The 18,410-nt window shown below is 61.9% G+C and carries 32 protein-coding genes; 31 read left to right on the top strand and 1 reads right to left on the bottom strand.

Annotated elements, in window-relative coordinates; translation table 11 throughout:
- From CXR42_RS19075 to rpmD, 24 genes are all read left to right on the top strand, one after another.
- A partial coding sequence (locus CXR42_RS19075) for an elongation factor Tu (RefSeq protein ID WP_103259199.1) occupies positions 1-861 on the top strand: 861 nt, incomplete at its 5' end.
- A 117-nt stretch (positions 862-978) separates the two neighbouring features.
- Positions 979-1,287, top strand: coding sequence for a 30S ribosomal protein S10 (gene rpsJ / locus CXR42_RS19070; protein ID WP_103259193.1), 309 nt, complete (start codon positions 979-981; stop codon positions 1,285-1,287).
- 15 nt (positions 1,288-1,302) lie between these two features.
- The gene (gene rplC, locus CXR42_RS19065; RefSeq protein WP_103259198.1) at positions 1,303-2,022 is read left to right on the top strand and encodes a 50S ribosomal protein L3; all 720 of its coding nucleotides are present in this window, start codon (positions 1,303-1,305) and stop codon (positions 2,020-2,022) included.
- Positions 2,019-2,639: a 50S ribosomal protein L4 gene (gene rplD / locus CXR42_RS19060; RefSeq protein ID WP_103259192.1), complete on the top strand. Its 621-nt coding sequence runs from the start codon at positions 2,019-2,021 to the stop codon at positions 2,637-2,639. Before rplC ends, rplD begins: the two co-directional genes overlap by 4 nt.
- Positions 2,636-2,956: a 50S ribosomal protein L23 gene (locus CXR42_RS19055; protein WP_103259191.1), complete on the top strand. Its 321-nt coding sequence runs from the start codon at positions 2,636-2,638 to the stop codon at positions 2,954-2,956. The genes rplD and CXR42_RS19055 overlap by 4 nt, the downstream gene beginning before the upstream one ends.
- 18 nt (positions 2,957-2,974) lie before the next feature.
- Entirely contained in the window at positions 2,975-3,787 is an 813-nt protein-coding gene (locus CXR42_RS19415) for a hypothetical protein (protein WP_146038119.1), read from the top strand.
- 290 nt (positions 3,788-4,077) lie between these two features.
- Complete coding sequence (rplB, locus tag CXR42_RS19050) at positions 4,078-4,917, top strand: 50S ribosomal protein L2 (RefSeq protein ID WP_103259190.1); 840 nt, start codon at positions 4,078-4,080, stop codon at positions 4,915-4,917.
- Between the two features lie 3 nt (positions 4,918-4,920).
- The gene (rpsS, locus tag CXR42_RS19045; RefSeq protein ID WP_103259189.1) at positions 4,921-5,199 is read left to right on the top strand and encodes a 30S ribosomal protein S19; all 279 of its coding nucleotides are present in this window, start codon (positions 4,921-4,923) and stop codon (positions 5,197-5,199) included.
- 3 nt (positions 5,200-5,202) lie between these two features.
- Positions 5,203-5,583, top strand: a complete 381-nt coding sequence (rplV, locus tag CXR42_RS19040) for a 50S ribosomal protein L22 (RefSeq protein ID WP_103259188.1) — start codon at positions 5,203-5,205, stop codon at positions 5,581-5,583.
- Complete coding sequence (rpsC, locus tag CXR42_RS19035; protein ID WP_103259187.1) at positions 5,583-6,299, top strand: 30S ribosomal protein S3; 717 nt, start codon at positions 5,583-5,585, stop codon at positions 6,297-6,299. The genes rplV and rpsC overlap by 1 nt, the downstream gene beginning before the upstream one ends.
- A gap of 13 nt (positions 6,300-6,312) precedes the next feature.
- The gene (rplP, locus tag CXR42_RS19030) at positions 6,313-6,726 is read left to right on the top strand and encodes a 50S ribosomal protein L16 (protein ID WP_103259186.1); all 414 of its coding nucleotides are present in this window, start codon (positions 6,313-6,315) and stop codon (positions 6,724-6,726) included.
- Positions 6,727-6,803: 77 nt separating this feature from the next.
- Positions 6,804-7,427 carry a TIGR02466 family protein gene (locus tag CXR42_RS19025; protein ID WP_103259185.1) on the top strand — a complete coding sequence of 208 codons (624 nt, stop codon included), beginning with the start codon at positions 6,804-6,806 and terminating at the stop codon, positions 7,425-7,427.
- Positions 7,428-7,433: 6 nt separating this feature from the next.
- Positions 7,434-7,940: a hypothetical protein gene (locus tag CXR42_RS19020; protein WP_103259184.1), complete on the top strand. Its 507-nt coding sequence runs from the start codon at positions 7,434-7,436 to the stop codon at positions 7,938-7,940.
- 178 nt (positions 7,941-8,118) lie between these two features.
- Positions 8,119-8,319, top strand: coding sequence for a 50S ribosomal protein L29 (rpmC, locus tag CXR42_RS19015; RefSeq protein WP_103259183.1), 201 nt, complete (start codon positions 8,119-8,121; stop codon positions 8,317-8,319).
- Positions 8,320-8,330: 11 nt separating this feature from the next.
- Positions 8,331-8,570 carry a 30S ribosomal protein S17 gene (gene rpsQ, locus CXR42_RS19010; RefSeq protein ID WP_103259182.1) on the top strand — a complete coding sequence of 80 codons (240 nt, stop codon included), beginning with the start codon at positions 8,331-8,333 and terminating at the stop codon, positions 8,568-8,570.
- Positions 8,571-8,627: 57 nt separating this feature from the next.
- Positions 8,628-8,996, top strand: coding sequence for a 50S ribosomal protein L14 (gene rplN, locus CXR42_RS19005; RefSeq protein ID WP_091302592.1), 369 nt, complete (start codon positions 8,628-8,630; stop codon positions 8,994-8,996).
- Positions 8,996-9,301, top strand: coding sequence for a 50S ribosomal protein L24 (gene rplX, locus CXR42_RS19000; RefSeq protein ID WP_103259181.1), 306 nt, complete (start codon positions 8,996-8,998; stop codon positions 9,299-9,301). The genes rplN and rplX overlap by 1 nt, the downstream gene beginning before the upstream one ends.
- On the top strand, positions 9,301-9,861 hold the full coding sequence (gene rplE / locus CXR42_RS18995; RefSeq protein ID WP_103259180.1) for a 50S ribosomal protein L5: 561 nt from the start codon (positions 9,301-9,303) through the stop codon (positions 9,859-9,861). Before rplX ends, rplE begins: the two co-directional genes overlap by 1 nt.
- Positions 9,862-9,879: 18 nt before the next feature.
- Positions 9,880-10,185 (top strand): 30S ribosomal protein S14, encoded by a 306-nt coding sequence (gene rpsN, locus CXR42_RS18990; protein WP_103259179.1) that lies wholly within the window; start codon positions 9,880-9,882, stop codon positions 10,183-10,185.
- Between the two features lie 12 nt (positions 10,186-10,197).
- Positions 10,198-10,596 (top strand): 30S ribosomal protein S8, encoded by a 399-nt coding sequence (rpsH, locus tag CXR42_RS18985; protein WP_103259178.1) that lies wholly within the window; start codon positions 10,198-10,200, stop codon positions 10,594-10,596.
- A gap of 10 nt (positions 10,597-10,606) precedes the next feature.
- Positions 10,607-11,140: a 50S ribosomal protein L6 gene (gene rplF, locus CXR42_RS18980; protein ID WP_103259177.1), complete on the top strand. Its 534-nt coding sequence runs from the start codon at positions 10,607-10,609 to the stop codon at positions 11,138-11,140.
- Between the two features lie 11 nt (positions 11,141-11,151).
- Positions 11,152-11,511 (top strand): 50S ribosomal protein L18, encoded by a 360-nt coding sequence (rplR, locus tag CXR42_RS18975; protein ID WP_103259176.1) that lies wholly within the window; start codon positions 11,152-11,154, stop codon positions 11,509-11,511.
- 113 nt (positions 11,512-11,624) lie between these two features.
- Entirely contained in the window at positions 11,625-12,200 is a 576-nt protein-coding gene (gene rpsE / locus CXR42_RS18970) for a 30S ribosomal protein S5 (RefSeq protein WP_103259175.1), read from the top strand.
- Between the two features lie 5 nt (positions 12,201-12,205).
- Positions 12,206-12,403: a 50S ribosomal protein L30 gene (gene rpmD, locus CXR42_RS18965; protein WP_103259174.1), complete on the top strand. Its 198-nt coding sequence runs from the start codon at positions 12,206-12,208 to the stop codon at positions 12,401-12,403.
- A gap of 159 nt (positions 12,404-12,562) precedes the next feature.
- Here the strand turns inward: rpmD and CXR42_RS18960 are convergent, their stop codons facing one another.
- Positions 12,563-12,757, bottom strand: a complete 195-nt coding sequence (locus CXR42_RS18960) for a hypothetical protein (RefSeq protein WP_103259173.1) — start codon at positions 12,755-12,757, stop codon at positions 12,563-12,565.
- A gap of 395 nt (positions 12,758-13,152) precedes the next feature.
- Here CXR42_RS18960 and rplO point away from each other — a divergent pair, with 395 nt between their 5' ends.
- From rplO to rplQ, 7 genes are all read left to right on the top strand, one after another.
- Positions 13,153-13,632 (top strand): 50S ribosomal protein L15, encoded by a 480-nt coding sequence (rplO, locus tag CXR42_RS18955; protein WP_103259172.1) that lies wholly within the window; start codon positions 13,153-13,155, stop codon positions 13,630-13,632.
- A gap of 102 nt (positions 13,633-13,734) precedes the next feature.
- A complete protein-coding gene (secY, locus tag CXR42_RS18950; protein ID WP_103259171.1) occupies positions 13,735-15,096 on the top strand; it encodes a preprotein translocase subunit SecY in 1,362 nt (453 codons plus the stop codon).
- 4 nt (positions 15,097-15,100) lie between these two features.
- Positions 15,101-15,751, top strand: a complete 651-nt coding sequence (locus CXR42_RS18945) for an adenylate kinase (RefSeq protein WP_103259170.1) — start codon at positions 15,101-15,103, stop codon at positions 15,749-15,751.
- Positions 15,752-15,933: 182 nt separating this feature from the next.
- The gene (gene rpsM / locus CXR42_RS18940; RefSeq protein ID WP_103259169.1) at positions 15,934-16,302 is read left to right on the top strand and encodes a 30S ribosomal protein S13; all 369 of its coding nucleotides are present in this window, start codon (positions 15,934-15,936) and stop codon (positions 16,300-16,302) included.
- 13 nt (positions 16,303-16,315) lie between these two features.
- Positions 16,316-16,711, top strand: a complete 396-nt coding sequence (rpsK, locus tag CXR42_RS18935) for a 30S ribosomal protein S11 (protein WP_103259168.1) — start codon at positions 16,316-16,318, stop codon at positions 16,709-16,711.
- Positions 16,712-16,833: 122 nt separating this feature from the next.
- The gene (locus CXR42_RS18930; protein WP_103259167.1) at positions 16,834-17,850 is read left to right on the top strand and encodes a DNA-directed RNA polymerase subunit alpha; all 1,017 of its coding nucleotides are present in this window, start codon (positions 16,834-16,836) and stop codon (positions 17,848-17,850) included.
- A 138-nt stretch (positions 17,851-17,988) separates the two neighbouring features.
- Positions 17,989-18,399, top strand: coding sequence for a 50S ribosomal protein L17 (gene rplQ / locus CXR42_RS18925; protein WP_103259166.1), 411 nt, complete (start codon positions 17,989-17,991; stop codon positions 18,397-18,399).
- Positions 18,400-18,410: the final 11 nt, after the last annotated feature.

Raw genomic sequence — 18,410 nt, 5'->3', positions numbered from 1 at the left:
GGCCCGATGCCGCAGACGCGCGAGCACATCCTGCTCGGCCGTCAGGTCGGCATTCCGTACATGGTCTGCTACATGAACAAGGTCGACCTTGTTGACGATGAAGAGCTGCTGGAACTCGTGGAAATGGAAGTGCGCGAGCTCTTCTCGTCCTACGAATACCCGGGCGACGACATTCCGATCATCAAGGGCTCGGCCCACCAGGCGATGATCGGCGAGCGCAAGGACATCGGCGAGGATTCGATCCGCGCGCTGATGAAGGCGGTTGACGAGTACATCCCGACCCCGGCGCGTGCGATCGACCAGCCGTTCCTGATGCCGATCGAAGACGTGTTCTCGATCTCGGGCCGCGGCACGGTTGTGACCGGCCGGGTGGAGCGTGGCGTGATCAACGTCGGCGACGAAGTCGAGATCGTGGGCATCCGCGAGACCAAGAAGTCGGTCTGCACCGGCGTCGAGATGTTCCGCAAGCTCTTGGACCGCGGTGAAGCCGGCGACAACGTGGGCGTTCTGCTGCGCGGCATCGACCGCGAGGGCGTGGAGCGTGGCCAGGTGCTGTGCAAGCCGAAGTCGGTGAACCCGCACACCAAGTTCGAGGCTGAAGCCTACATCCTGACCAAGGAAGAAGGCGGCCGCCACACGCCGTTCTTCGCGAACTACCGTCCGCAGTTCTACTTCCGCACGACCGACGTGACCGGGACCGTGCAGCTGCCGGAAGGCACCGAGATGGTGATGCCGGGCGACAACCTGAAGTTCGTGGTCGAGCTGATCGCCCCGATCGCGATGGAAGAAAAACTGCGCTTCGCCATCCGCGAAGGCGGCCGCACCGTCGGCGCAGGCGTCGTCTCGAAGATCATCGCCTAAAAGGCATATTGCACTTTCCAGGGGCGGGCTGTAATAGCCCGCCCTTCGAACCAACGAAACAGAACCTCTCGGGTGGGCGCCGAAGTCCCAGGCCGATGTTCTAAAAGGAAAACAGTGATGCAAGGTCAAACCATCCGCATCCGCTTGAAGGCGTTCGACTACCGTGTGCTGGACGCCAGCACCCAGGAGATCGTGAACACCGCCAAGCGTACCGGTGCCACCGTCCGCGGCCCGATCCCGCTGCCGAACAAGATCGAGAAGTTCACGGTTCTCCGTGGTCCGCACATCGACAAGAAGTCGCGTGACCAGTGGGAAATCCGCACGCACAAGCGTCTTCTCGACATCGTCGACCCCACCCCGCAGACCGTGGACGCGCTGATGAAGCTCGACCTCGCTGCCGGCGTGGACGTCGAGATCAAAGTTTAAGGGGGCATGAAACAGATGCGCTCTGGAGTTATTGCAAAGAAGCTGGGCATGACCCGGCTGTTCCTGGCGGACGGCAAGCAGGTTCCGGTGACGGTTCTGCAGCTGGACAGCCTTCAGGTCGTGGCACAGCGCACCGCTGACAAGGATGGCTACACCGCCGTCCAACTCGGCGCTGGCGTTGCCAAGGCCAAGCGGACCACCGCCGCTCAGCGCGGTCACTTCGCCAAGGCGAACGTGGCCCCGAAGCGCAAGATCGCGGAATTCCGCGTCTCGCCCGACTGCCTGATCGACGTGGGCGCGGAAATCACCGCTGACCACTACCTCGCGGGCCAGTTCGTCGACGTCGCCGGTACCTCGATCGGTAAGGGCTTCGCCGGTGCGATGAAGCGTCACAACTTCGGCGGCCTTCGCGCCTCGCACGGTGTGTCGGTCTCGCACCGTTCGCACGGTTCGACCGGCCAGTGCCAGGACCCCGGCAAGGTGTTCAAGGGCAAGAAGATGGCCGGCCACCTGGGTTCGGTCCGCGTGACCACTCAGAACCTGCAGGTCGTCCGCACCGACGCCGACCGCGGCCTGATCATGATCAAGGGCGCTGTCCCCGGATCGAAGGGTGGCTGGGTCACCGTCAAGGACGCCGTGAAGAAGCCGGAAGCCAAGGACGCCCCGCGTCCGGCCGCGATCCGGTCGACTGCTGCTCCGGCTGCCGAAGTGGCCGCCGAAGGGGGTGAAGCATGAAACTTGATGTGATCAAGCTGGACGGCGGCAAGGCCGGCTCCATCGATCTGGACGAAGCGCTGTTCGGCCTCGAGCCGCGCGCCGACATCCTGCACCGCGTGGTGCGCTGGCAGCGGGCACGGTCCCAGGCCGGCACCCACTCGACGCTGACCCGGGCCGAGGTTTCGTACTCGACCAAGAAGATCTATCGCCAGAAGGGCACCGGCGGCGCACGCCACGGTTCCAAGAAGGCCCCGATCTTCCGTCACGGTGGCGTCACCAAGGGCCCGCAGCCGCGGTCGCACGCCCATGACCTGCCGAAGAAGTTCCGCGCCCTCGGGCTGCGGCACGCGCTCTCGGCCAAGGCCAAGGCGGGCGAACTGGTGATCCTGGACGCGGCGACCCTCACCGAAGCCAAGACCGCCAACCTGGCCAAGATGAAGTCGGAACTCGGCTGGAAGCGCGTTCTGGTGATCGACGGCGCGACCGTTGACGCCAACTTCGCACTGGCCGCCCGCAACCTGGACGGCGTCGACGTTCTGCCCACCATGGGTGCCAACGTCTACGACATCCTGAAGCGTGATACCCTGGTCATCACCAAGGCCGGTATCGAAGCCCTGGAGGCTCGCCTGAAATGAGCAAAGCACCGAAAACCGCTGCGGCCATCAAGCCGGAGCACTACGACCTGATCAAGAAGCCGATCATCACCGAAAAGGCCACCATGGCCTCCGAGGCGGGTGCCGTCGTGTTCCAGGTCGCGATGGACTCGACCAAGCCGCAGATCAAGGAAGCCGTCGAGGCGATCTTTGGTGTGAAGGTGAAGGCGGTGAACACCACCATCACCAAGGGCAAGGCCAAGCGTTTCCGCGGTCGCGCAGGCGAGCGTTCGGACAAGAAGAAGGCCTATGTCATGCTGGAAGACGGTCAGACGATCGACGTGACGACCGGCCTCTGAGCCTTAGGCTTGAGTGAAATGAGAGAGCCCCTGCCGGAAGGCGGGGGCTTTTTGTTTTTCAAAATCTGTGCGATCTCTACGTTGAACAGCTGCCAACTTTGGTGTTCGATGCGCCTGATCCTTTCCATCCTTTTATTTGGTATGGCGACTAATTCACATGCCGAAGGCGTGCCAACCCCGATTCCCAATGACTTTGATCCCTGCTGGGCATTTACCGAGGACGCGACCTACGTCAACCACACGATCGTCATGCAGCTGGAGCACCGTGAGGTGCCGATGCGTGTCCCGATCCACTATTTCGAAGACCCTTGGGACCGGAAGGATGGCTTCCGCGATACGGCGCAACTCTTTAGAGTCGAGATCGGAAGCTTTCTGCCAGTCACTCGCCCGGAAACGGCTGAACGACAGAAGAAAGGCCTTCGTAGTCTCCTGAAAATTTTGGTTTCAGATCATATACCGATGGAGAAACTTGCGCCGCTTCAGGCAGAACTGTTCATTCGTGGAGGAAATCCTGACCGACCGCTAGAAAACTATGTTCGAATGCCCGGACCATTTGGCCTCAAGGAAATTGAGTCTCCCAGTGAAGAGGCGCACGATCAGAATCCACCTCAAAAGACAATCTATATTTCTGAAGAGTCACGCGGCACTCCATCAGCCATCCTCAATTGCCACATTGCTGGCGCTGTTCTAAATCCAGGATGCAAGCACTTCTTTTCTGCTGCTGGTCTGGATGTTAAGCTCAGCTACGATCTTTTTGAACTCCCCAACTGGCGTCGCATACAAGATGACGTGACCCGTTTCCTGACCTGCGCGACTTCGCAGGGCCTTTGAGGGTCAGAAACCCTATCGTCCACGCGCGTCCCCATCCTTCCCTTCGACGCAGCTGCAACAGCGCAAACCGTCTTTGGGACTGCTGACATAGAATCCCCCCATCTCCCCCTTGCCACCCCCACCCCCCTCTGCTACTCCCCCGCCACGCCAGCAGCCCCGGATTCGTCCGGGGCTCTTGGTTTGTTCGTTCCCGATGCAGCCGCAAAAGGAACGGACACTAAATCGGGGATCTTCGGAGCCCTTCACCGCCGGGTGGCAACACCCGTGCAAGCAAACGGAAGACAGAGAACATGGCACTCAAGTCGTATAAGCCGACGACGCCTGGCCAACGTGGGTTGGTTCTGATCGACCGTTCGGAGCTGTGGAAAGGCCGCCCGGTCAAGCACCTCACCGAGGGTTTGAACCGTACTGGCGGCCGGAACAACACCGGGCGGATCACGATGTTTCACCAGGGCGGGGGCGCCAAGCGTCTCTACCGGGTGGTCGATTTCAAGCGTCGCAAATATGATATCCCGGCGGTCGTCGAGCGGATCGAATATGACCCGAACCGCACCGCCTTCATCGCGCTGGTCAAGTACCAGGACGGTGAACTGGCCTATATCCTGGCGCCGCAGCGCCTGGCCGTGGGCGACAGCGTCATCGCTGGCGCGAAGACCGACGTGAAGCCGGGGAACGCGATGCCGTTCAGCGGCATGCCGATCGGTACCATCGTCCACAACGTCGAGCTGAAGCCCGGCAAGGGGGGCCAGTTGGCCCGTGCGGCGGGCACCTATGCCCAGTTCGTCGGCCGTGACGGCTCTTACGCGCAGATCCGCCTTTCGTCGGGCGAACTGCGGATGGTCCGTCAGGAATGCATGGCCACCATCGGTGCCGTGTCGAACCCGGACAACTCGAACCAGAACTTCGGTAAAGCCGGACGTATGCGCCACAAGGGCATCCGCCCGACGGTCCGCGGCGTCGCGATGAACCCGATCGACCACCCGCATGGCGGCGGCGAAGGCCGTACCTCGGGCGGCCGTCACCCGGTTACCCCGTGGGGCAAAGGCACCAAGGGCAACAAGACGCGCAAGCCGAAGGCTTCTGACAGCCTGATCGTCCGCTCGCGCCACGCCAAGAAGAAAGGGCGTTAATCCATGGCACGTTCCATCTGGAAAGGCCCGTTCGTCGACGGCTACGTCCTGAAGAAGGCCGAAAAGGCCAAGGCCGGTGGCAAGTCCGAAGTGATCAAGATCTGGTCGCGCCGGTCCACCATCCTGCCGCAGTTCGTTGGTCTGACCTTCGGGGTCTACAACGGCAAGAAGCACGTCCCGGTCGCCGTGACCGAGGAGATGATCGGCCAGAAGTTCGGTGAATACTCGCCGACGCGGACCTACTACGGTCACGCCGCCGACAAGAAAGCGAAGAGGAAGTAAGCCATGGGATCGGAAAAGAACCCCCGTCGCGTGGCGGACAACGAAGCGATGGCGGTCCTCCGCATGCTTCGCACCTCGCCGCAGAAACTGAACCTCGTCGCCGGTCTGATCCGGGGCAAGAAGGTGGACAAGGCCCTGGCCGACCTCACCTTCTCCAAGCGCCGCATCGCGGGTGACGTGAAGAAGTGCCTCCAGTCGGCAATCGCCAACGCGGAGAACAACCACAACCTCGACGTCGACAGCCTGATCGTGGCCGAGGCCTGGGTTGGCAAGAACCTGGTGATGAAGCGGGGCCGTCCGCGGGCTCGTGGCCGGTTCGGCAAGATCATGAAGCCGTTCTCTGAAATCACCATCAAGGTCCGTCAAGCCGGGGAGTCCGCATAATGGGTCAGAAGGTCAATCCGATCGGCATGCGCCTCCAGGTCAACCGCACCTGGGACAGCCGCTGGTTCGCTGAATCCAAGGACTACGGCAATCTCCTGCTGGAAGACCTCCGCATGCGCGAGTTCATCCACAAGGAGCTGAAGGCCGCCGGCATCAGCCGCGTGATCATCGAGCGTCCGCACAAGAAGTGCCGTGTGACCATTCACACTGCGCGTCCGGGCGTGATCATCGGCAAGAAGGGCGCGGACATCGAGACGCTCCGCAAGAAGCTGACCGTGTTCACCAAGTCCGAACTGCACCTGAACATCGTCGAGGTTCGCAAGCCGGAACTTGACGCCCAGCTGGTGGCCGAGTCGATCGCCCAGCAGATGGAGCGCCGCGTCTCCTTCCGTCGCGCGATGAAGCGTGGCGTGCAGAACGCGATGCGGATGGGTGCGCTTGGTATCCGTGTGAACGTCGCCGGCCGTCTGGGCGGCGCCGAAATCGCCCGGACCGAATGGTACCGCGAAGGCCGCGTGCCCCTGCACACCCTTCGTGCCGACATCGACTATGCGCTGTCGGAAGCCGAGACCCCCTACGGGATCATCGGTGTGAAGGTCTGGATCTTCAAAGGCGAAATCCTTGAGCATGATCCGCAGGCCCATGATCGTCGTCTCGCCGAAGCGGCTGACGGCCCGGCCCCCCGTGGTCCGCGCCGCGACCGCGAACGCGCGTAAGGAGTAGAATGAGATGCTGCAACCAAAGCGCACCAAGTTCCGCAAGATGCACAAGGGCCGCATCCATGGCGAAGCCAAGGGTGGGTTCCTGATCAACTTCGGCTCCTACGCCCTGAAAGCGACCGAGCCGGAGCGCGTCACCGCGCGGCAGATCGAAGCGGCCCGCCGCGCGATCACCCGCCACATGAAGCGTCAGGGCCGGGTCTGGATCCGGATTTTCCCGGATGTCCCGGTCTCGGCCAAGCCCGTCGAAGTTCGTATGGGTAAGGGCAAAGGCTCGACCGACTACTGGGCGGCCAAGGTCAAACCCGGCCGGATCATGTTCGAGATCGACGGCGTGAACGACGAAATCGCACGTGAGGCCCTGCGTCTCGGCGCGATGAAACTCCCGGTCACCACGCGCATCGTCGCGAAGGAAGACTGGTAAGGGGCGGGGGTAACCCCGACCTGCGATATCGGCCCCCGCTGGAAACGGCGGGGGCCTTTTCAAATCTGGAGCCGACCATGCCCGAAATCACCTCCCTTTTCGTCACCCGCCTTTACCGTGCCGGTCTCAATGACCTGGCGAAGAAGAAGGTCGACTACGCCGAACTTCGCCAGACCTGCGACATGGTGGCCGAGGATGACGAGGCCGGGCAGGAGTGGTGCGAGGCGAACGGCTATCCCGGCTACACTTCCTATGCCTCGCTCGATGACCTGCCCTGGCGGATGCCGATCTTCGGCGATCTGGAGAAGGCATTGGATAAGCACGTCGCCGCCTTCTGCAAGGACCTCGGCTTCGACCTGGGCGACAAGAAGCTGAAGTGCAATTCGCTCTGGATCAACATCCTGCCCGAAGGCGGCACCCACGCCAGCCACATCCACCCACATTCGGTGATCTCGGGCACGACCTATGTCGCGATGCCGGAAGGGACCTCGGCGCTGAAGCTTGAGGACCCCCGCCTGCCCATGATGATGCTGGCCCCCGTGCCCCTGAAAACCGCGCCGCAAGAGCTGCAGCGCTTCGTCTACGTCAAACCCGCGGTGGGCGAGGTTCTCCTGTGGGAAAGTTGGCTGCGCCACGAAGTCCCGATGAACATGTCCGAGGAAGAGCGGATCTCGGTCAGCTTCAACTATGGGTGGTCGTGAGGCACAATGAGCACAGTCTATTTCTACGACTTGCCCGTCTATCGGCTCAGCTACGATCAGTACAACGCGTTGATGGATCAACGGTTGGCCGCGCAGGTAGAACGTCAAAAGTCTATTCCCGGTTACGACCCAACCAAGGAAGCCGTCGATGGAATGAGCCAAAGGCAATACGAAGCATTTGGGCCGTGGCGCTTCAATGAAACCATTGGATACATAAGGTTATACTTCCTCAGTAGTCAGGTTCGCGGCGAATACTTCAGCGCTGAGAAGAAGAGGAACATGCTGGGCCGGACAAAAGTGTTCGTTTATCGAACTTGGAAGCTCGCGGCTGAAGTTGATATTCGCCGTGGCCAGCAGGTGACCAACGAACGTGTCTGGAACGCAATCCAAGAGTATGTCGCCCGTTGCCGGAAAGAACTGAAGAAGGGGCGTGTCATTGACGACAGTTTGCTGCAGATGGTGGGCCCTCACACGGATTGGCTCGCTCTGCTTGGTTGGTCCACTTCGCGATGACGGCTCGGCTGACTAATGAGCCCCCCAACTTCCCCCTTGCCCCCCACGCCCTTCCCCCCTATACGACGCCATCCAGCGATTCCGGGGCTCCCGGATTCGTTGGTTTGTCATTGATCCGCCAGGTCCTCGGTGACCCTTCCTGAAGGGGCCGTCTGGCGATTGTGGAAAAGGAAGCGGCATGAAAGCCGAAGAACTGAAGTCGAAAACGCCGGACCAGCTGCGCGACAGCCTGGTTCAGCTCAAGAAGGAAGCGTTCAACCTGCGCTTCCAGCAGGCGACCAACCAGCTTGAGAACACCGCCCGCATGCGTGCCGTCCGCCGTGACGTCGCCCGCATCAAGACCGTTCTCGGCCAAAAAGCCGCCGAAGCTGCGAAGTAAGGGGAACCGCCATGCCGAAACGTATCCTGACGGGCACCGTCACCTCGGACAAGAACGAGCAGACGATCACCGTTTCCGTCGAACGCCGCTTCAAGCACCCGCTGCTGCAGAAGACCGTGCGTAAGTCGAAGAAGTACCGCGCCCACGACGCGGAGAACAAGTTCAAGGTCGGCGACACCGTGCGCATTGAAGAATGCGCGCCGATTTCGAAAACGAAACGCTGGACGGTGGTGGTCGACGCGCAAGCGTAACCTCTGCCGCCTTTACGAAACCCCGGGGCCTAGCCCCGAAGGTCGGGAGACTTTCAAATGATCCAAATGCAGACGAATCTGGATGTGGCTGACAACTCCGGCGCTCGCCGAGTTCAGTGCATCAAGGTTCTTGGCGGCTCGCACCGCCGTTATGCTTCCGTCGGCGACATCATCGTGGTGTCGGTCAAGGAAGCGATTCCGAAGGGCCGCGTGAAGAAGGGTGACGTCCGCAAGGCCGTTGTCGTTCGCACCGCCAAGGAAGTTCGCCGTGAAGACGGCACCACCATCCGTTTCGACCGCAACGCCGCCGTCATCCTGAACAACCAGGGCGAACCGGTCGGCACCCGTATCTTCGGGCCGGTCGTGCGCGAGCTGCGTGCCAAGAACTTCATGAAGATCATCTCGCTGGCTCCGGAGGTGCTCTGATGGCTGCGAAACTCAAGAAGGGTGACACGGTCGTCGTGCTCACCGGCAAGGACAAGGGCAAGAAGGGCGAGATTTCCGCCGTCATGCCGTCCGAGAACAAGGCCATTGTCGACGGCGTGAACGTGGCGATCCGTCACACGAAGCAGTCGGCGGCCAGCCAGGGCGGCCGGGTGCCGAAGGCGATGCCGATCGACCTGTCGAACCTCGCCATCGTGGACAAGAACGGCAAAGCGACCCGCGTCGGCTTCCGCATGGAAGGCGACAAGAAGGTCCGTTTCGCCAAGACCACCGGGGAGGCGATCTGATGCTCGACCAAGCCACCTACACGCCGCGCCTGAAAGCCGAATACAAAGGCAAGATCCGCGCCGCGATGAAAGAAGAGTTCGCCTACAAGAACGACATGCAGATCCCGCGTCTGGACAAGATCGTCCTGAACATGGGCGTCGGCGAGGCCGTCAAGGACACCAAGAAGGTCAAGCAGGCCGCCGAGGAACTGTCCCAGATCGCCGGTCAGAAGGCTGTCATCACCAAGGCCAAGAAGTCGATCGCCGGCTTCCGCGTCCGTGAAGAGATGCCGCTGGGCTGCAAGGTCACCTTGCGCGGCGACAAGATGTACGAATTCCTGGACCGCCTGATCAACGTCGCGCTGCCGCGCGTCCGCGACTTCCGTGGCGTGAAGGGCACCAGCTTCGACGGCAATGGCAACTACGCCATGGGCCTGAAAGAGCACATCGTGTTCCCCGAGATCAACTTCGACAAGGTCGATGAAGTTCTGGGGATGGACATCATCATCTGCACCAACGCGAAAAACGACACCGAAGCCAAGGCGCTGTTGAAGCATTTCAACATGCCCTTCACGTCGTAAGCGCGAGGAACCTGAGATATGGCAAAAAAATCCATGGTGAACCGCGAAGTGAAGCGGGCCAAGCTTGTGAAGCAGCATGCTTCCAAGCGGGCTGCGCTGAAGGCGGTGATCAACGACCAGTCGAAGCCGATGGAAGATCGTTTCAAAGCGACTCTGAAACTGGCCGAGATGCCTCGCAACTCGTCGGCGACGCGGATCCACAACCGCTGCCAGCTGACGGGTCGTCCGCATGCGTATTATCGCAAGCTCAAACTCTCGCGTATCATGCTGCGTGACCTGGCCTCGTTCGGCCAGATCCCCGGCATGGTCAAGTCCAGCTGGTAAGGGGGGAATCAGATGTCCATGAACGATCCTCTCGGCGATATGCTGACCCGTATCCGCAACGCCCAGATGCGCGGCAAGTCCACTGTCGTGACCCCCGCATCCACGCTGCGCGCCCGCGTCCTCGACGTGCTTCTGTCCGAAGGCTACATCCGTGGCTATGAAAAGGCAGACACCTCGAACGGCCAGGGTGAATTCACCATCAGCCTGAAGTACTTCGAAGGCGAGCCTGTGATCCGCGAAGTCAAGCGCGTGTCCAAGCCCGGCCGTCGCGTGTACATGGGTGTAAGCGAGCTTCCCTCGGTCCGTAACGGCCTTGGCGTCGCGATCGTCTCCACGCCCAAGGGCGTTCTCACTGATGCAAATGCACGCGCGGCCAATGTTGGCGGCGAAGTGCTTTGCACCGTGTTCTGAGGAGGGTGCAATGTCTCGTATCGGCAAGAAACCCGTCACCCTGGTCAAAGGCACTTCTGCCTCGGTCAGCGGTCAGACCATCGAAGTGAAGGGCCCGAAAGGGACCCGCAGCTTCACCGCAGGCGACGACGTGACCCTCACGGTCGAGGGCGAAGTCATCAAGGTCACCCCGCGTGGCCTGTCGAAGCGCGCCCGTCAGCAGTGGGGCATGACCCGCTCGATGGTTGCCAACCTGGTGACCGGCGTTTCGGAAGGCTTCAAGCAGGACCTGGAAATCCAGGGCGTCGGCTACCGCGCTGCGATGGCTGGCAACGTCCTGAAACTGTCGCTGGGCTATAGCCACGAAGTGAACTTCGAAGTGCCGAAGGGGGTGACCATCACCGTCCCGAAGCAGACCGAAATCACTGTCGAAGGCATCGACCAGCAGCAGGTTGGTCAGGTGGCCGCGAACATCCGCGAATGGCGCGCGCCCGAGCCCTACAAGGGCAAGGGCATCCGCTACAAGGATGAGTATATCTTCCGCAAGGAAGGCAAGAAGAAGTAAGGGTGGCGAAAATGGCAAACAACAAGAGAGAGTTGTTCCTCAAGCGCCGCCTGCGCGTCCGGAACAAGATCAAGGCGACCTCGCATGGCCGCCTGCGGCTGTCGGTGCACCGTTCGTCGAAGAACATCAGCGTTCAGCTGATCGACGACGTGAAGGGTGTGACGATCGCCGCGGCTTCCTCGCTCGAGAAGGATCTCGGCGTGGTGGGCAAGAACAATGTGGAAGCTTCGGCCAAGGTCGGCGCGGCGATTGCCGAGCGGGCCAAGAAGGCCGGGGTTGAAGAGTGCTACTTCGACCGTGGCGGCTTCCTGTTCCACGGCAAGATCAAGGCGCTTGCCGATGCAGCCCGCGAAGGCGGTCTGAAGTTCTAAGTTCAGGCGGGCAGCGGCAACGCTGCCCCGATGATCCGGGCCCCGGACCTGATCCGGGGCACCAGGATTGGCTCTAACGGCGCCGATGCGCGCCACCACGAAGGAATTGCCATATGGCAGAACGTGATAACCGCCGGGAAGGCCGTGGCAACGATCGCCGCGACAACCGTCCGGAAGAAAACCCGGAATTCGCCGACCGTCTGGTCGCGATCAACCGCGTCTCGAAAACCGTCAAGGGTGGCAAGCGCTTCGGCTTTGCAGCTCTCGTCGTTGTCGGCGACCAGCGTGGTCGCGTCGGCTTCGGCAAGGGCAAGGCCAAGGAAGTGCCGGAAGCGATCCGCAAGGCGACCGAGCAGGCCAAACGCAGCCTGATCCGTGTCCCGCTCAAGGACAGCCGCACCCTGCACCACGACATGGAAGGCCGCCACGGCGCCGGCAAGGTCGTGATGCGGACCGCCGTGGCCGGTACCGGCATCATCGCCGGCGGCCCGATGCGCGCCGTGTTCGAAATGCTGGGCATCCAGGACATCGTGGCCAAGTCGATCGGATCGACGAACCCCTACAACATGATCCGCGCCACCATCGACGGGCTGAAGCACGAAACCTCGCCCCGTCAGGTCGCGTCGCGTCGTGGCAAGAAGGTCGCCGAAATCCTTCGGAAGCCCGAAGCCGAAACCGTGGAGGCCTGATTACCATGGCTGACAAGAAGAAAACCATCGTCGTCAAGCAGATCCGTTCGGCCGCCCGCCGTCCGGCCGTGCAGACCGCGACGCTGAAGGGCCTCGGCCTGAACAAGATGAACCGCACCCGCGAGCTGGAGGATACCCCCTCCGTCCGCGGCATGGTGAACTCGATCAGCCACCTGGTTGTGATCATCGAAGAGCGCGGCTAAGCGAAGGTTCGGGCGTAGGGTGGGCAATCTGCCCACCCTACGCCTCCGCCGTATCAACGCCCTCGCCAAAAGCGGGGGCGTTTCTCATTCTTCCTGGTTCCTTGAATCCAGACGCCCCACCACAAGGGCAGGGCGCCGACCGATTTGGTTTGGAGGGGCTTAGCGGTTCTGCTTGAGGCGGCCGTCGTTATTGTCACGGACGTCCCCTTGGCCTTGCTGGCCGCCGCCATTCTCTTTCAGGCGGCCGTCGGTCTCTGGGTTCTTGACGTCGCCTTGACCCGCATCGCTGCGTGCAGACTGGCCACCGGACTTGCCGCCCGATTGACCACCCGACTGGTTCTGATTGTTCGCCATTGTCCTTCTCCATCTTTCGTCTCACCAGCGAATTCTGATGAGCAGGAACAAAGAACCGGCTCAGGTGGCTTGTGTTCCGGCGATGAAGTACACCGGTGAAGCGCCGGACAAGAGAGCGGCAGGTTCTTGCGCACCATTGCCGCGGCGCGCTGCTGCAATCAGGCAGGGGGCGAGCCTTGCCTGACCCAGATTAGTTAACGAGACCCTGACGAAAAATCATAACCCATTGGAAGCAAAGGGCATCGTCCAGATGACCACCGTGGACAGCCTCACCCTTGCTTTTCGGGGCCACGTCCTGTATCGCCCCTCGGTGGCCAAGTCCGGCCATGAGAATCAAGAAAAGCCGTGGTCGTCCCGTTCTCGCTTCGGGGGCGCATCCGGCAAGGAGAAGCGAAATGAAACTGCATGAACTCGCCGACAACGAAGGCGCGGCCAAGAAGAAAAAGCGCGTTGCTCGCGGCCCCGGTTCGGGCAAGGGCAAGACCGCTGGTCGTGGTATCAAGGGTCAGAAATCCCGCTCGGGCGTGGCTCTGGGTGGCTACGAAGGCGGCCAGATGCCGCTCTATCGCCGCCTGCCGAAGCGCGGCTTCAACAAGCCGAACCGTCTGGAATTCTCGGTGGTCAACCTGGGCCTGATCGAGAAGTTCATCGCCGCCGGCAAGCTGGACATCAAGTCCGAGATCACCGAGGACGCGCTGGTCGCGGCCGGTCTGACCTCGAACAAGCGCGACGGCATCCGCGTGCTGGCCAAGGGCGAGCTGACCTCGAAGATCAACCTGACCGTCACCGGCGCCTCGGCTTCGGCTGTGGAAGCGATCGAGAAAGCCGGCGGCAAGGTCACGCTCCTGGCACCGGTCGCGGCTGCGGCTGAATAAGGGATTGTGAGCGGCCCCGTGGTCGCTTACATCAGACCAAGTTTTCCCGCGCCGCCGAACCGGAGAACGGTCCGGCGGCGCTTGGCTTGAAAGAGACCTGACATGGCATCTGCTGCAGAGCAAATGGCGGCGAACCTCAGCTGGGGTATGCTGGGCAAGGCCACAGACCTGCGCCAACGCATCTTCTTCACGATCGGCCTGCTGATCGTCTACCGCCTGGGCACCTACATCCCGGTCCCCGGGATCGACGGTCAGGCGCTGCGCGAGTTCATGGCCGAGGCGTCGCAAGGCATCGGCGGCATGCTGAACCTGTTCACTGGCGGCGCGATCAGCCGGATGGGGATCTTTGCCCTGGGCATCATGCCCTACATCTCGGCCTCGATCATCGTGCAGCTTCTGGCCACGATGTACGCCCCCTGGCAGCAGCTGAAGAAAGAGGGCGAGCAGGGCCGCAAGAAGCTGAACCAGTATACCCGCTACGGCACCGTGGCGCTGGCGATCCTGCAGGGCTACGGCATCGCCATGTCGATCCAGGGCGGTGGCCTTGCACATGAGCCGGGCTGGTTCTTCGTCGCCTCCTGCGTCATCACGCTGGTCGGCGGCACCATGTTCCTGATGTGGCTTGGCGAGCAGATCACCGCCCGCGGCATCGGCAACGGCATCTCGCTGATCATCTTCGTCGGCATCGTCGCGGAAATCCCCGCCGCCATCGCGCAGTTCTTCGCGCAGGGCCGCTCGGGCGCGCTGTCGACCCCGGTGATCCTGGGCGTGATCCTGATGGTCGTCGGCGTGATTGCCTTCGTCGTCTTCATGGAACGCGCCCTGCGCAAGATCAGCATCCTTTACCCGCGCCGCCAGGTCGGGATGAAGGTGTATGAGGGCGGGACCTCGCACCTGCCGATCAAGGTCAACCCGGCGGGCGTGATCCCGGCGATCTTCGCCTCGTCGATCCTGCTTCTGCCGACGACCGTCGCCACCTTCTCGGGCAGCGGCACCAATCCGGTGCTGTCCTGGCTTTCGGCGCAGCTTGGCTATGGCCAACCGTTGCACCTGGTGTTCCTGGCGCTGATGATCGTGTTCTTCTCGTATTTCTACACGCTGAACGTGACCTTCAAGATTGACGAGGTCGCCGAGAACCTGAAGAACCAAAGCGCCTCGATCCCCGGCATCCGCCCCGGCAAAAAGACCGAGGAATACCTGGAATATGTGGTCAACCGCATCCTGGTCCTCGGCTCGGCCTATCTTGCCGCCGTTTGCCTCCTGCCCGAGGTGCTGATCGCCGAACTGGGTATCCCCTTCTACTTCGGCGGTACTTCGGTCCTGATCGTCGTGTCGGTCACGATGGATACGATCCAGCAGGTCCAGTCGCATCTTCTGGCCCACCAGTATGAAGCCCTGATCGAAAAGTCGCAGTTGCGCGGGAAGAAAAAGACCGGCGCACCCAAGGCTCCGGCGCGGCGCTGATCCCATGGCGAATATCATTCTTCTGGGGCCGCCCGGCGCGGGCAAGGGAACGCAAGCCAAACGCCTGGAAGAGGCGCGCGGCATGGTGCAGCTCTCGACCGGCGACATGCTGAAAGAGGCCATCGCCAAGGGGACCGATCTTGGCCGTCAGGTCGAAGGCATCATGGCCCGGGGCGAGCTGGTCACGGACGAGATCGTGATCGGCCTGATCGAAGCCAAGATGAAGGACGGCGCCAAGGGCGGCTTCATCTTCGACGGCTTCCCGCGGACGCTGAAGCAGGCCGATGCCCTGGGCCAGCTGATGACCCGGATGGGTGCAACGCTGGACCGGGTGATCGAGATGCAGGTTGACGATGCGGTGCTGGTCGCCCGCGTCACCGGCCGCTTCACCTGCGGCACCTGTGGCGAGGTCTACCACGACACCACCCGGCCGACCAAGGTTCCGGGCGTCTGCGATGTCTGCGGCGGCACCAACATGAAGCGGCGGGCCGACGACAACGAGGAAACCCTCAAGACCCGGCTGATGGAATATTACAAGAAAACCTCGCCCCTGATCGGCTTTTACTACGCCAAGGGGCAGCTTTCCGCCGTCAACGGGCTGGCCGAAGTGGACAGCGTTGCTGAAGCTATCGCATCGGTTCTTGACAAAGCCTGAAAAACCTCTCTCGCGGCCTTGACGGCCCCGGGAAAAGCCCCTAATGCACGGCGTCCCGCGGTGGAATCGCCTTGCGGGCCTTCCTTATTGGGGAAGTTCGTATCGCCGGGTTAACTGCCCGTGCGGTGTTGTGAAAAAAGGTTCTGGCACTACGGAACCGCAACCGAAGAAGGACGACACGTTTGGCACGTATTGCTGGCGTCAACATTCCGACCGCGAAACGGGTTCCGATCGCGCTCACCTACATCACCGGGATCGGCCCTGCCACCGCGCAGACCATCTGCGAGGCGCTGAAGATCGACAACGCCCGTCGCGTGAACCAGCTGACCGACGCTGAGGTTCTGGCGATCCGCGAATACATCGACGCGAACCTGACTGTCGAAGGCGACCTGCGCCGCGAAGTCACGATGAACATCAAGCGTCTGATGGACCTGGGCTGCTACCGTGGCCTGCGTCACCGCAAGGGCCTGCCGGTCCGCGGTCAGCGCACCCACACCAACGCCCGTACCCGCAAAGGCCCCGCGAAGGCCATTGCCGGCAAGAAGAAATAAGGGGGCTTGAAACATGGCACGTGATACCAAAGCCGCCCGCACCAAGAAGAAAGAGCGCAAGAACATCGCCGCTGGCGTGGCGCATGTGAACTCTTCCTTCAACAACACCAAGATCCTGATTTCGGACGTTCAGGGCAACGCGATCTCGTGGTCGTCCTCGGGCACCATGGGCTTCAAGGGCTCGCGCAAGTCGACGCCTTACGCGGCCCAGATGGCTGCCGAAGACGCCGGCAAGAAGGCGCAGGAACATGGCGTCCGCACTTTGGAAGTCGAAGTGCAGGGTCCGGGTTCGGGCCGTGAATCGGCGCTGCGCGCCCTGGCGGCCGTTGGCTTCCAGATCACCTCGATCCGCGACGTGACCCCGCTGGCGCACAACGGTTGCCGCCCGCCGAAGCGTCGCCGCGTCTAAGGCATTGATTTCTGCCGGGCCGTGGGGGGATCACCCCTCGCGGCCCGGTTTTCGTCGTTTACGATCCTCGGGCGTCCGCCGGCTTTCGGACATTGGCAGCGGACAAGAATAGGGGCTTCAGAATGATCCATAAGAACTGGCAGGAACTCATCAAGCCGACGCAGCTGGTCGTGAAGCCGGGGGCTGATGCCGCCCGCGTCGCGACTGTCATCGCCGAGCCGCTGGAGCGGGGCTTTGGCCTGACGCTGGGTAACGCGCTGCGCCGTGTGCTGATGTCTTCGCTGCAGGGGGGCGCGATCACCTCCGTCCAGATCGACAACGTCCTGCACGAGTTTTCCTCGGTCGCCGGCGTGCGCGAGGACGTGACGGACATCGTCCTGAACCTCAAGGGCGTCAGCATCAAGATGGAAGTCGAGGGGCCGAAGCGCCTGTCGATCTCGGCCAAGGGGCCGGGCGTGGTGACCGCTGGCGACATCTCGGAATCGAACGGGATCGAGATCCTGAACAAGGACCACGTCATCTGCCACCTGGACGAAGGCGCGGACGTGTTCATGGAGCTGACCGTGAACACCGGCAAGGGCTATGTCTCGGCCGACAAGAATCGCCCGGAAGATGCGCCGATCGGACTGATCCCGATCGACGCGATCTATTCGCCGGTGAAGAAGGTGTCGTATGAAGTCACCCCGACCCGCGAGGGCCAGGTGCTGGACTATGACAAGCTGACCATGAAGATCGAAACCGACGGCAGCCTGACGCCGGATGACGCCGTGGCCTATGCCGCGCGCATCCTGCAGGATCAGCTGTCGATCTTCGTGAACTTCGAAGAACCGGAATCGGCGAAGGTCGGCGAGATCGACTCGGGCCTGGAATTCAACCCGCTCCTCCTCAAGAAGGTGGACGAGCTGGAACTCAGCGTCCGTTCGGCCAACTGCCTGAAGAACGACAACATCGTCTACATCGGCGACCTGATCCAGAAAACCGAAGCCGAGATGCTGCGCACCCCGAACTTCGGCCGCAAGTCCCTGAACGAGATCAAGGAAGTGCTGTCGGGCATGGGCTTGCACCTTGGCATGGACGTCGAGGATTGGCCGCCGGAAAACATCGAGGACCTCGCCAAGCGGTTCGAGGACCAGTTCTGAACAACGTAGGGTGGGGTTGAACCCCACCCTACGCCAAATGCCCGGTCGCGCCGGGGAACCCTGGGCAATTCCGCCCCAACGACGTCGGTCCAACGCAGGCCGGCAACACAAAGCAAAACCAGACGTCAGGAGACTATCATGCGTCACGCCCGCGGTTACCGCCGCCTCAACCGGACCCACGAACACCGCAAGGCGATGTTCGCCAACATGTGCGGCTCGCTGATCGAGCACGAGCAGATCAAGACCACTCTGCCCAAGGCCAAGGAACTGCGTCCGATCATCGAAAAGCTGATCACGCTTGCCAAGCGCGGCGACCTGCATGCCCGCCGTCAGGCCCATGCCGCGCTGAAGCAGGACATGCACACCGAGCGTCTGTTTGCCATCCTCGGCCCGCGCTACAAGGATCGTCAGGGCGGTTACGTCCGCATCCTGAAGGCCGGCTTCCGCTATGGCGACATGGCCCCGATGGCGATCATCGAATTCGTCGACCGCGACACCTCGGCCAAGGGCGCTGCCGACCGCGCCCGTGAAGAAGCAGCCGAGGCGTAAGCCAAGGCCTT

This window comes from Tabrizicola aquatica, from assembly GCF_002900975.1.
GTDB lineage: Bacteria > Pseudomonadota > Alphaproteobacteria > Rhodobacterales > Rhodobacteraceae > Tabrizicola > Tabrizicola aquatica.
This window is presented reverse-complemented; position numbering and strand designations above follow the sequence as displayed.

What these genes read in the sequence shown, in the direction of transcription:
- rpsJ (WP_103259193.1), top strand. Translation starts at nt 979, where the DNA reads ATGCAAGGTCAAACCATCCGCATCCGCTTGAAGGCGTTCGACTACCGT.
- rplC (WP_103259198.1), top strand. Translation starts at nt 1,303, where the DNA reads ATGCGCTCTGGAGTTATTGCAAAGAAGCTGGGCATGACCCGGCTGTTC.
- rplD (WP_103259192.1), top strand. Translation starts at nt 2,019, where the DNA reads ATGAAACTTGATGTGATCAAGCTGGACGGCGGCAAGGCCGGCTCCATC.
- CXR42_RS19055 (WP_103259191.1), top strand. Translation starts at nt 2,636, where the DNA reads ATGAGCAAAGCACCGAAAACCGCTGCGGCCATCAAGCCGGAGCACTAC.
- CXR42_RS19415 (WP_146038119.1), top strand. Translation starts at nt 2,975, where the DNA reads ATGAGAGAGCCCCTGCCGGAAGGCGGGGGCTTTTTGTTTTTCAAAATC.
- rplB (WP_103259190.1), top strand. Translation starts at nt 4,078, where the DNA reads ATGGCACTCAAGTCGTATAAGCCGACGACGCCTGGCCAACGTGGGTTG.
- rpsS (WP_103259189.1), top strand. Translation starts at nt 4,921, where the DNA reads ATGGCACGTTCCATCTGGAAAGGCCCGTTCGTCGACGGCTACGTCCTG.
- rplV (WP_103259188.1), top strand. Translation starts at nt 5,203, where the DNA reads ATGGGATCGGAAAAGAACCCCCGTCGCGTGGCGGACAACGAAGCGATG.
- rpsC (WP_103259187.1), top strand. Translation starts at nt 5,583, where the DNA reads ATGGGTCAGAAGGTCAATCCGATCGGCATGCGCCTCCAGGTCAACCGC.
- rplP (WP_103259186.1), top strand. Translation starts at nt 6,313, where the DNA reads ATGCTGCAACCAAAGCGCACCAAGTTCCGCAAGATGCACAAGGGCCGC.
- CXR42_RS19025 (WP_103259185.1), top strand. Translation starts at nt 6,804, where the DNA reads ATGCCCGAAATCACCTCCCTTTTCGTCACCCGCCTTTACCGTGCCGGT.
- CXR42_RS19020 (WP_103259184.1), top strand. Translation starts at nt 7,434, where the DNA reads ATGAGCACAGTCTATTTCTACGACTTGCCCGTCTATCGGCTCAGCTAC.
- rpmC (WP_103259183.1), top strand. Translation starts at nt 8,119, where the DNA reads ATGAAAGCCGAAGAACTGAAGTCGAAAACGCCGGACCAGCTGCGCGAC.
- rpsQ (WP_103259182.1), top strand. Translation starts at nt 8,331, where the DNA reads ATGCCGAAACGTATCCTGACGGGCACCGTCACCTCGGACAAGAACGAG.
- rplN (WP_091302592.1), top strand. Translation starts at nt 8,628, where the DNA reads ATGATCCAAATGCAGACGAATCTGGATGTGGCTGACAACTCCGGCGCT.
- rplX (WP_103259181.1), top strand. Translation starts at nt 8,996, where the DNA reads ATGGCTGCGAAACTCAAGAAGGGTGACACGGTCGTCGTGCTCACCGGC.
- rplE (WP_103259180.1), top strand. Translation starts at nt 9,301, where the DNA reads ATGCTCGACCAAGCCACCTACACGCCGCGCCTGAAAGCCGAATACAAA.
- rpsN (WP_103259179.1), top strand. Translation starts at nt 9,880, where the DNA reads ATGGCAAAAAAATCCATGGTGAACCGCGAAGTGAAGCGGGCCAAGCTT.
- rpsH (WP_103259178.1), top strand. Translation starts at nt 10,198, where the DNA reads ATGTCCATGAACGATCCTCTCGGCGATATGCTGACCCGTATCCGCAAC.
- rplF (WP_103259177.1), top strand. Translation starts at nt 10,607, where the DNA reads ATGTCTCGTATCGGCAAGAAACCCGTCACCCTGGTCAAAGGCACTTCT.
- rplR (WP_103259176.1), top strand. Translation starts at nt 11,152, where the DNA reads ATGGCAAACAACAAGAGAGAGTTGTTCCTCAAGCGCCGCCTGCGCGTC.
- rpsE (WP_103259175.1), top strand. Translation starts at nt 11,625, where the DNA reads ATGGCAGAACGTGATAACCGCCGGGAAGGCCGTGGCAACGATCGCCGC.
- rpmD (WP_103259174.1), top strand. Translation starts at nt 12,206, where the DNA reads ATGGCTGACAAGAAGAAAACCATCGTCGTCAAGCAGATCCGTTCGGCC.
- CXR42_RS18960 (WP_103259173.1), bottom strand. Translation starts at nt 12,757, where the DNA reads ATGGCGAACAATCAGAACCAGTCGGGTGGTCAATCGGGCGGCAAGTCC.
- rplO (WP_103259172.1), top strand. Translation starts at nt 13,153, where the DNA reads ATGAAACTGCATGAACTCGCCGACAACGAAGGCGCGGCCAAGAAGAAA.
- secY (WP_103259171.1), top strand. Translation starts at nt 13,735, where the DNA reads ATGGCATCTGCTGCAGAGCAAATGGCGGCGAACCTCAGCTGGGGTATG.
- CXR42_RS18945 (WP_103259170.1), top strand. Translation starts at nt 15,101, where the DNA reads ATGGCGAATATCATTCTTCTGGGGCCGCCCGGCGCGGGCAAGGGAACG.
- rpsK (WP_103259168.1), top strand. Translation starts at nt 16,316, where the DNA reads ATGGCACGTGATACCAAAGCCGCCCGCACCAAGAAGAAAGAGCGCAAG.
- CXR42_RS18930 (WP_103259167.1), top strand. Translation starts at nt 16,834, where the DNA reads ATGATCCATAAGAACTGGCAGGAACTCATCAAGCCGACGCAGCTGGTC.
- rplQ (WP_103259166.1), top strand. Translation starts at nt 17,989, where the DNA reads ATGCGTCACGCCCGCGGTTACCGCCGCCTCAACCGGACCCACGAACAC.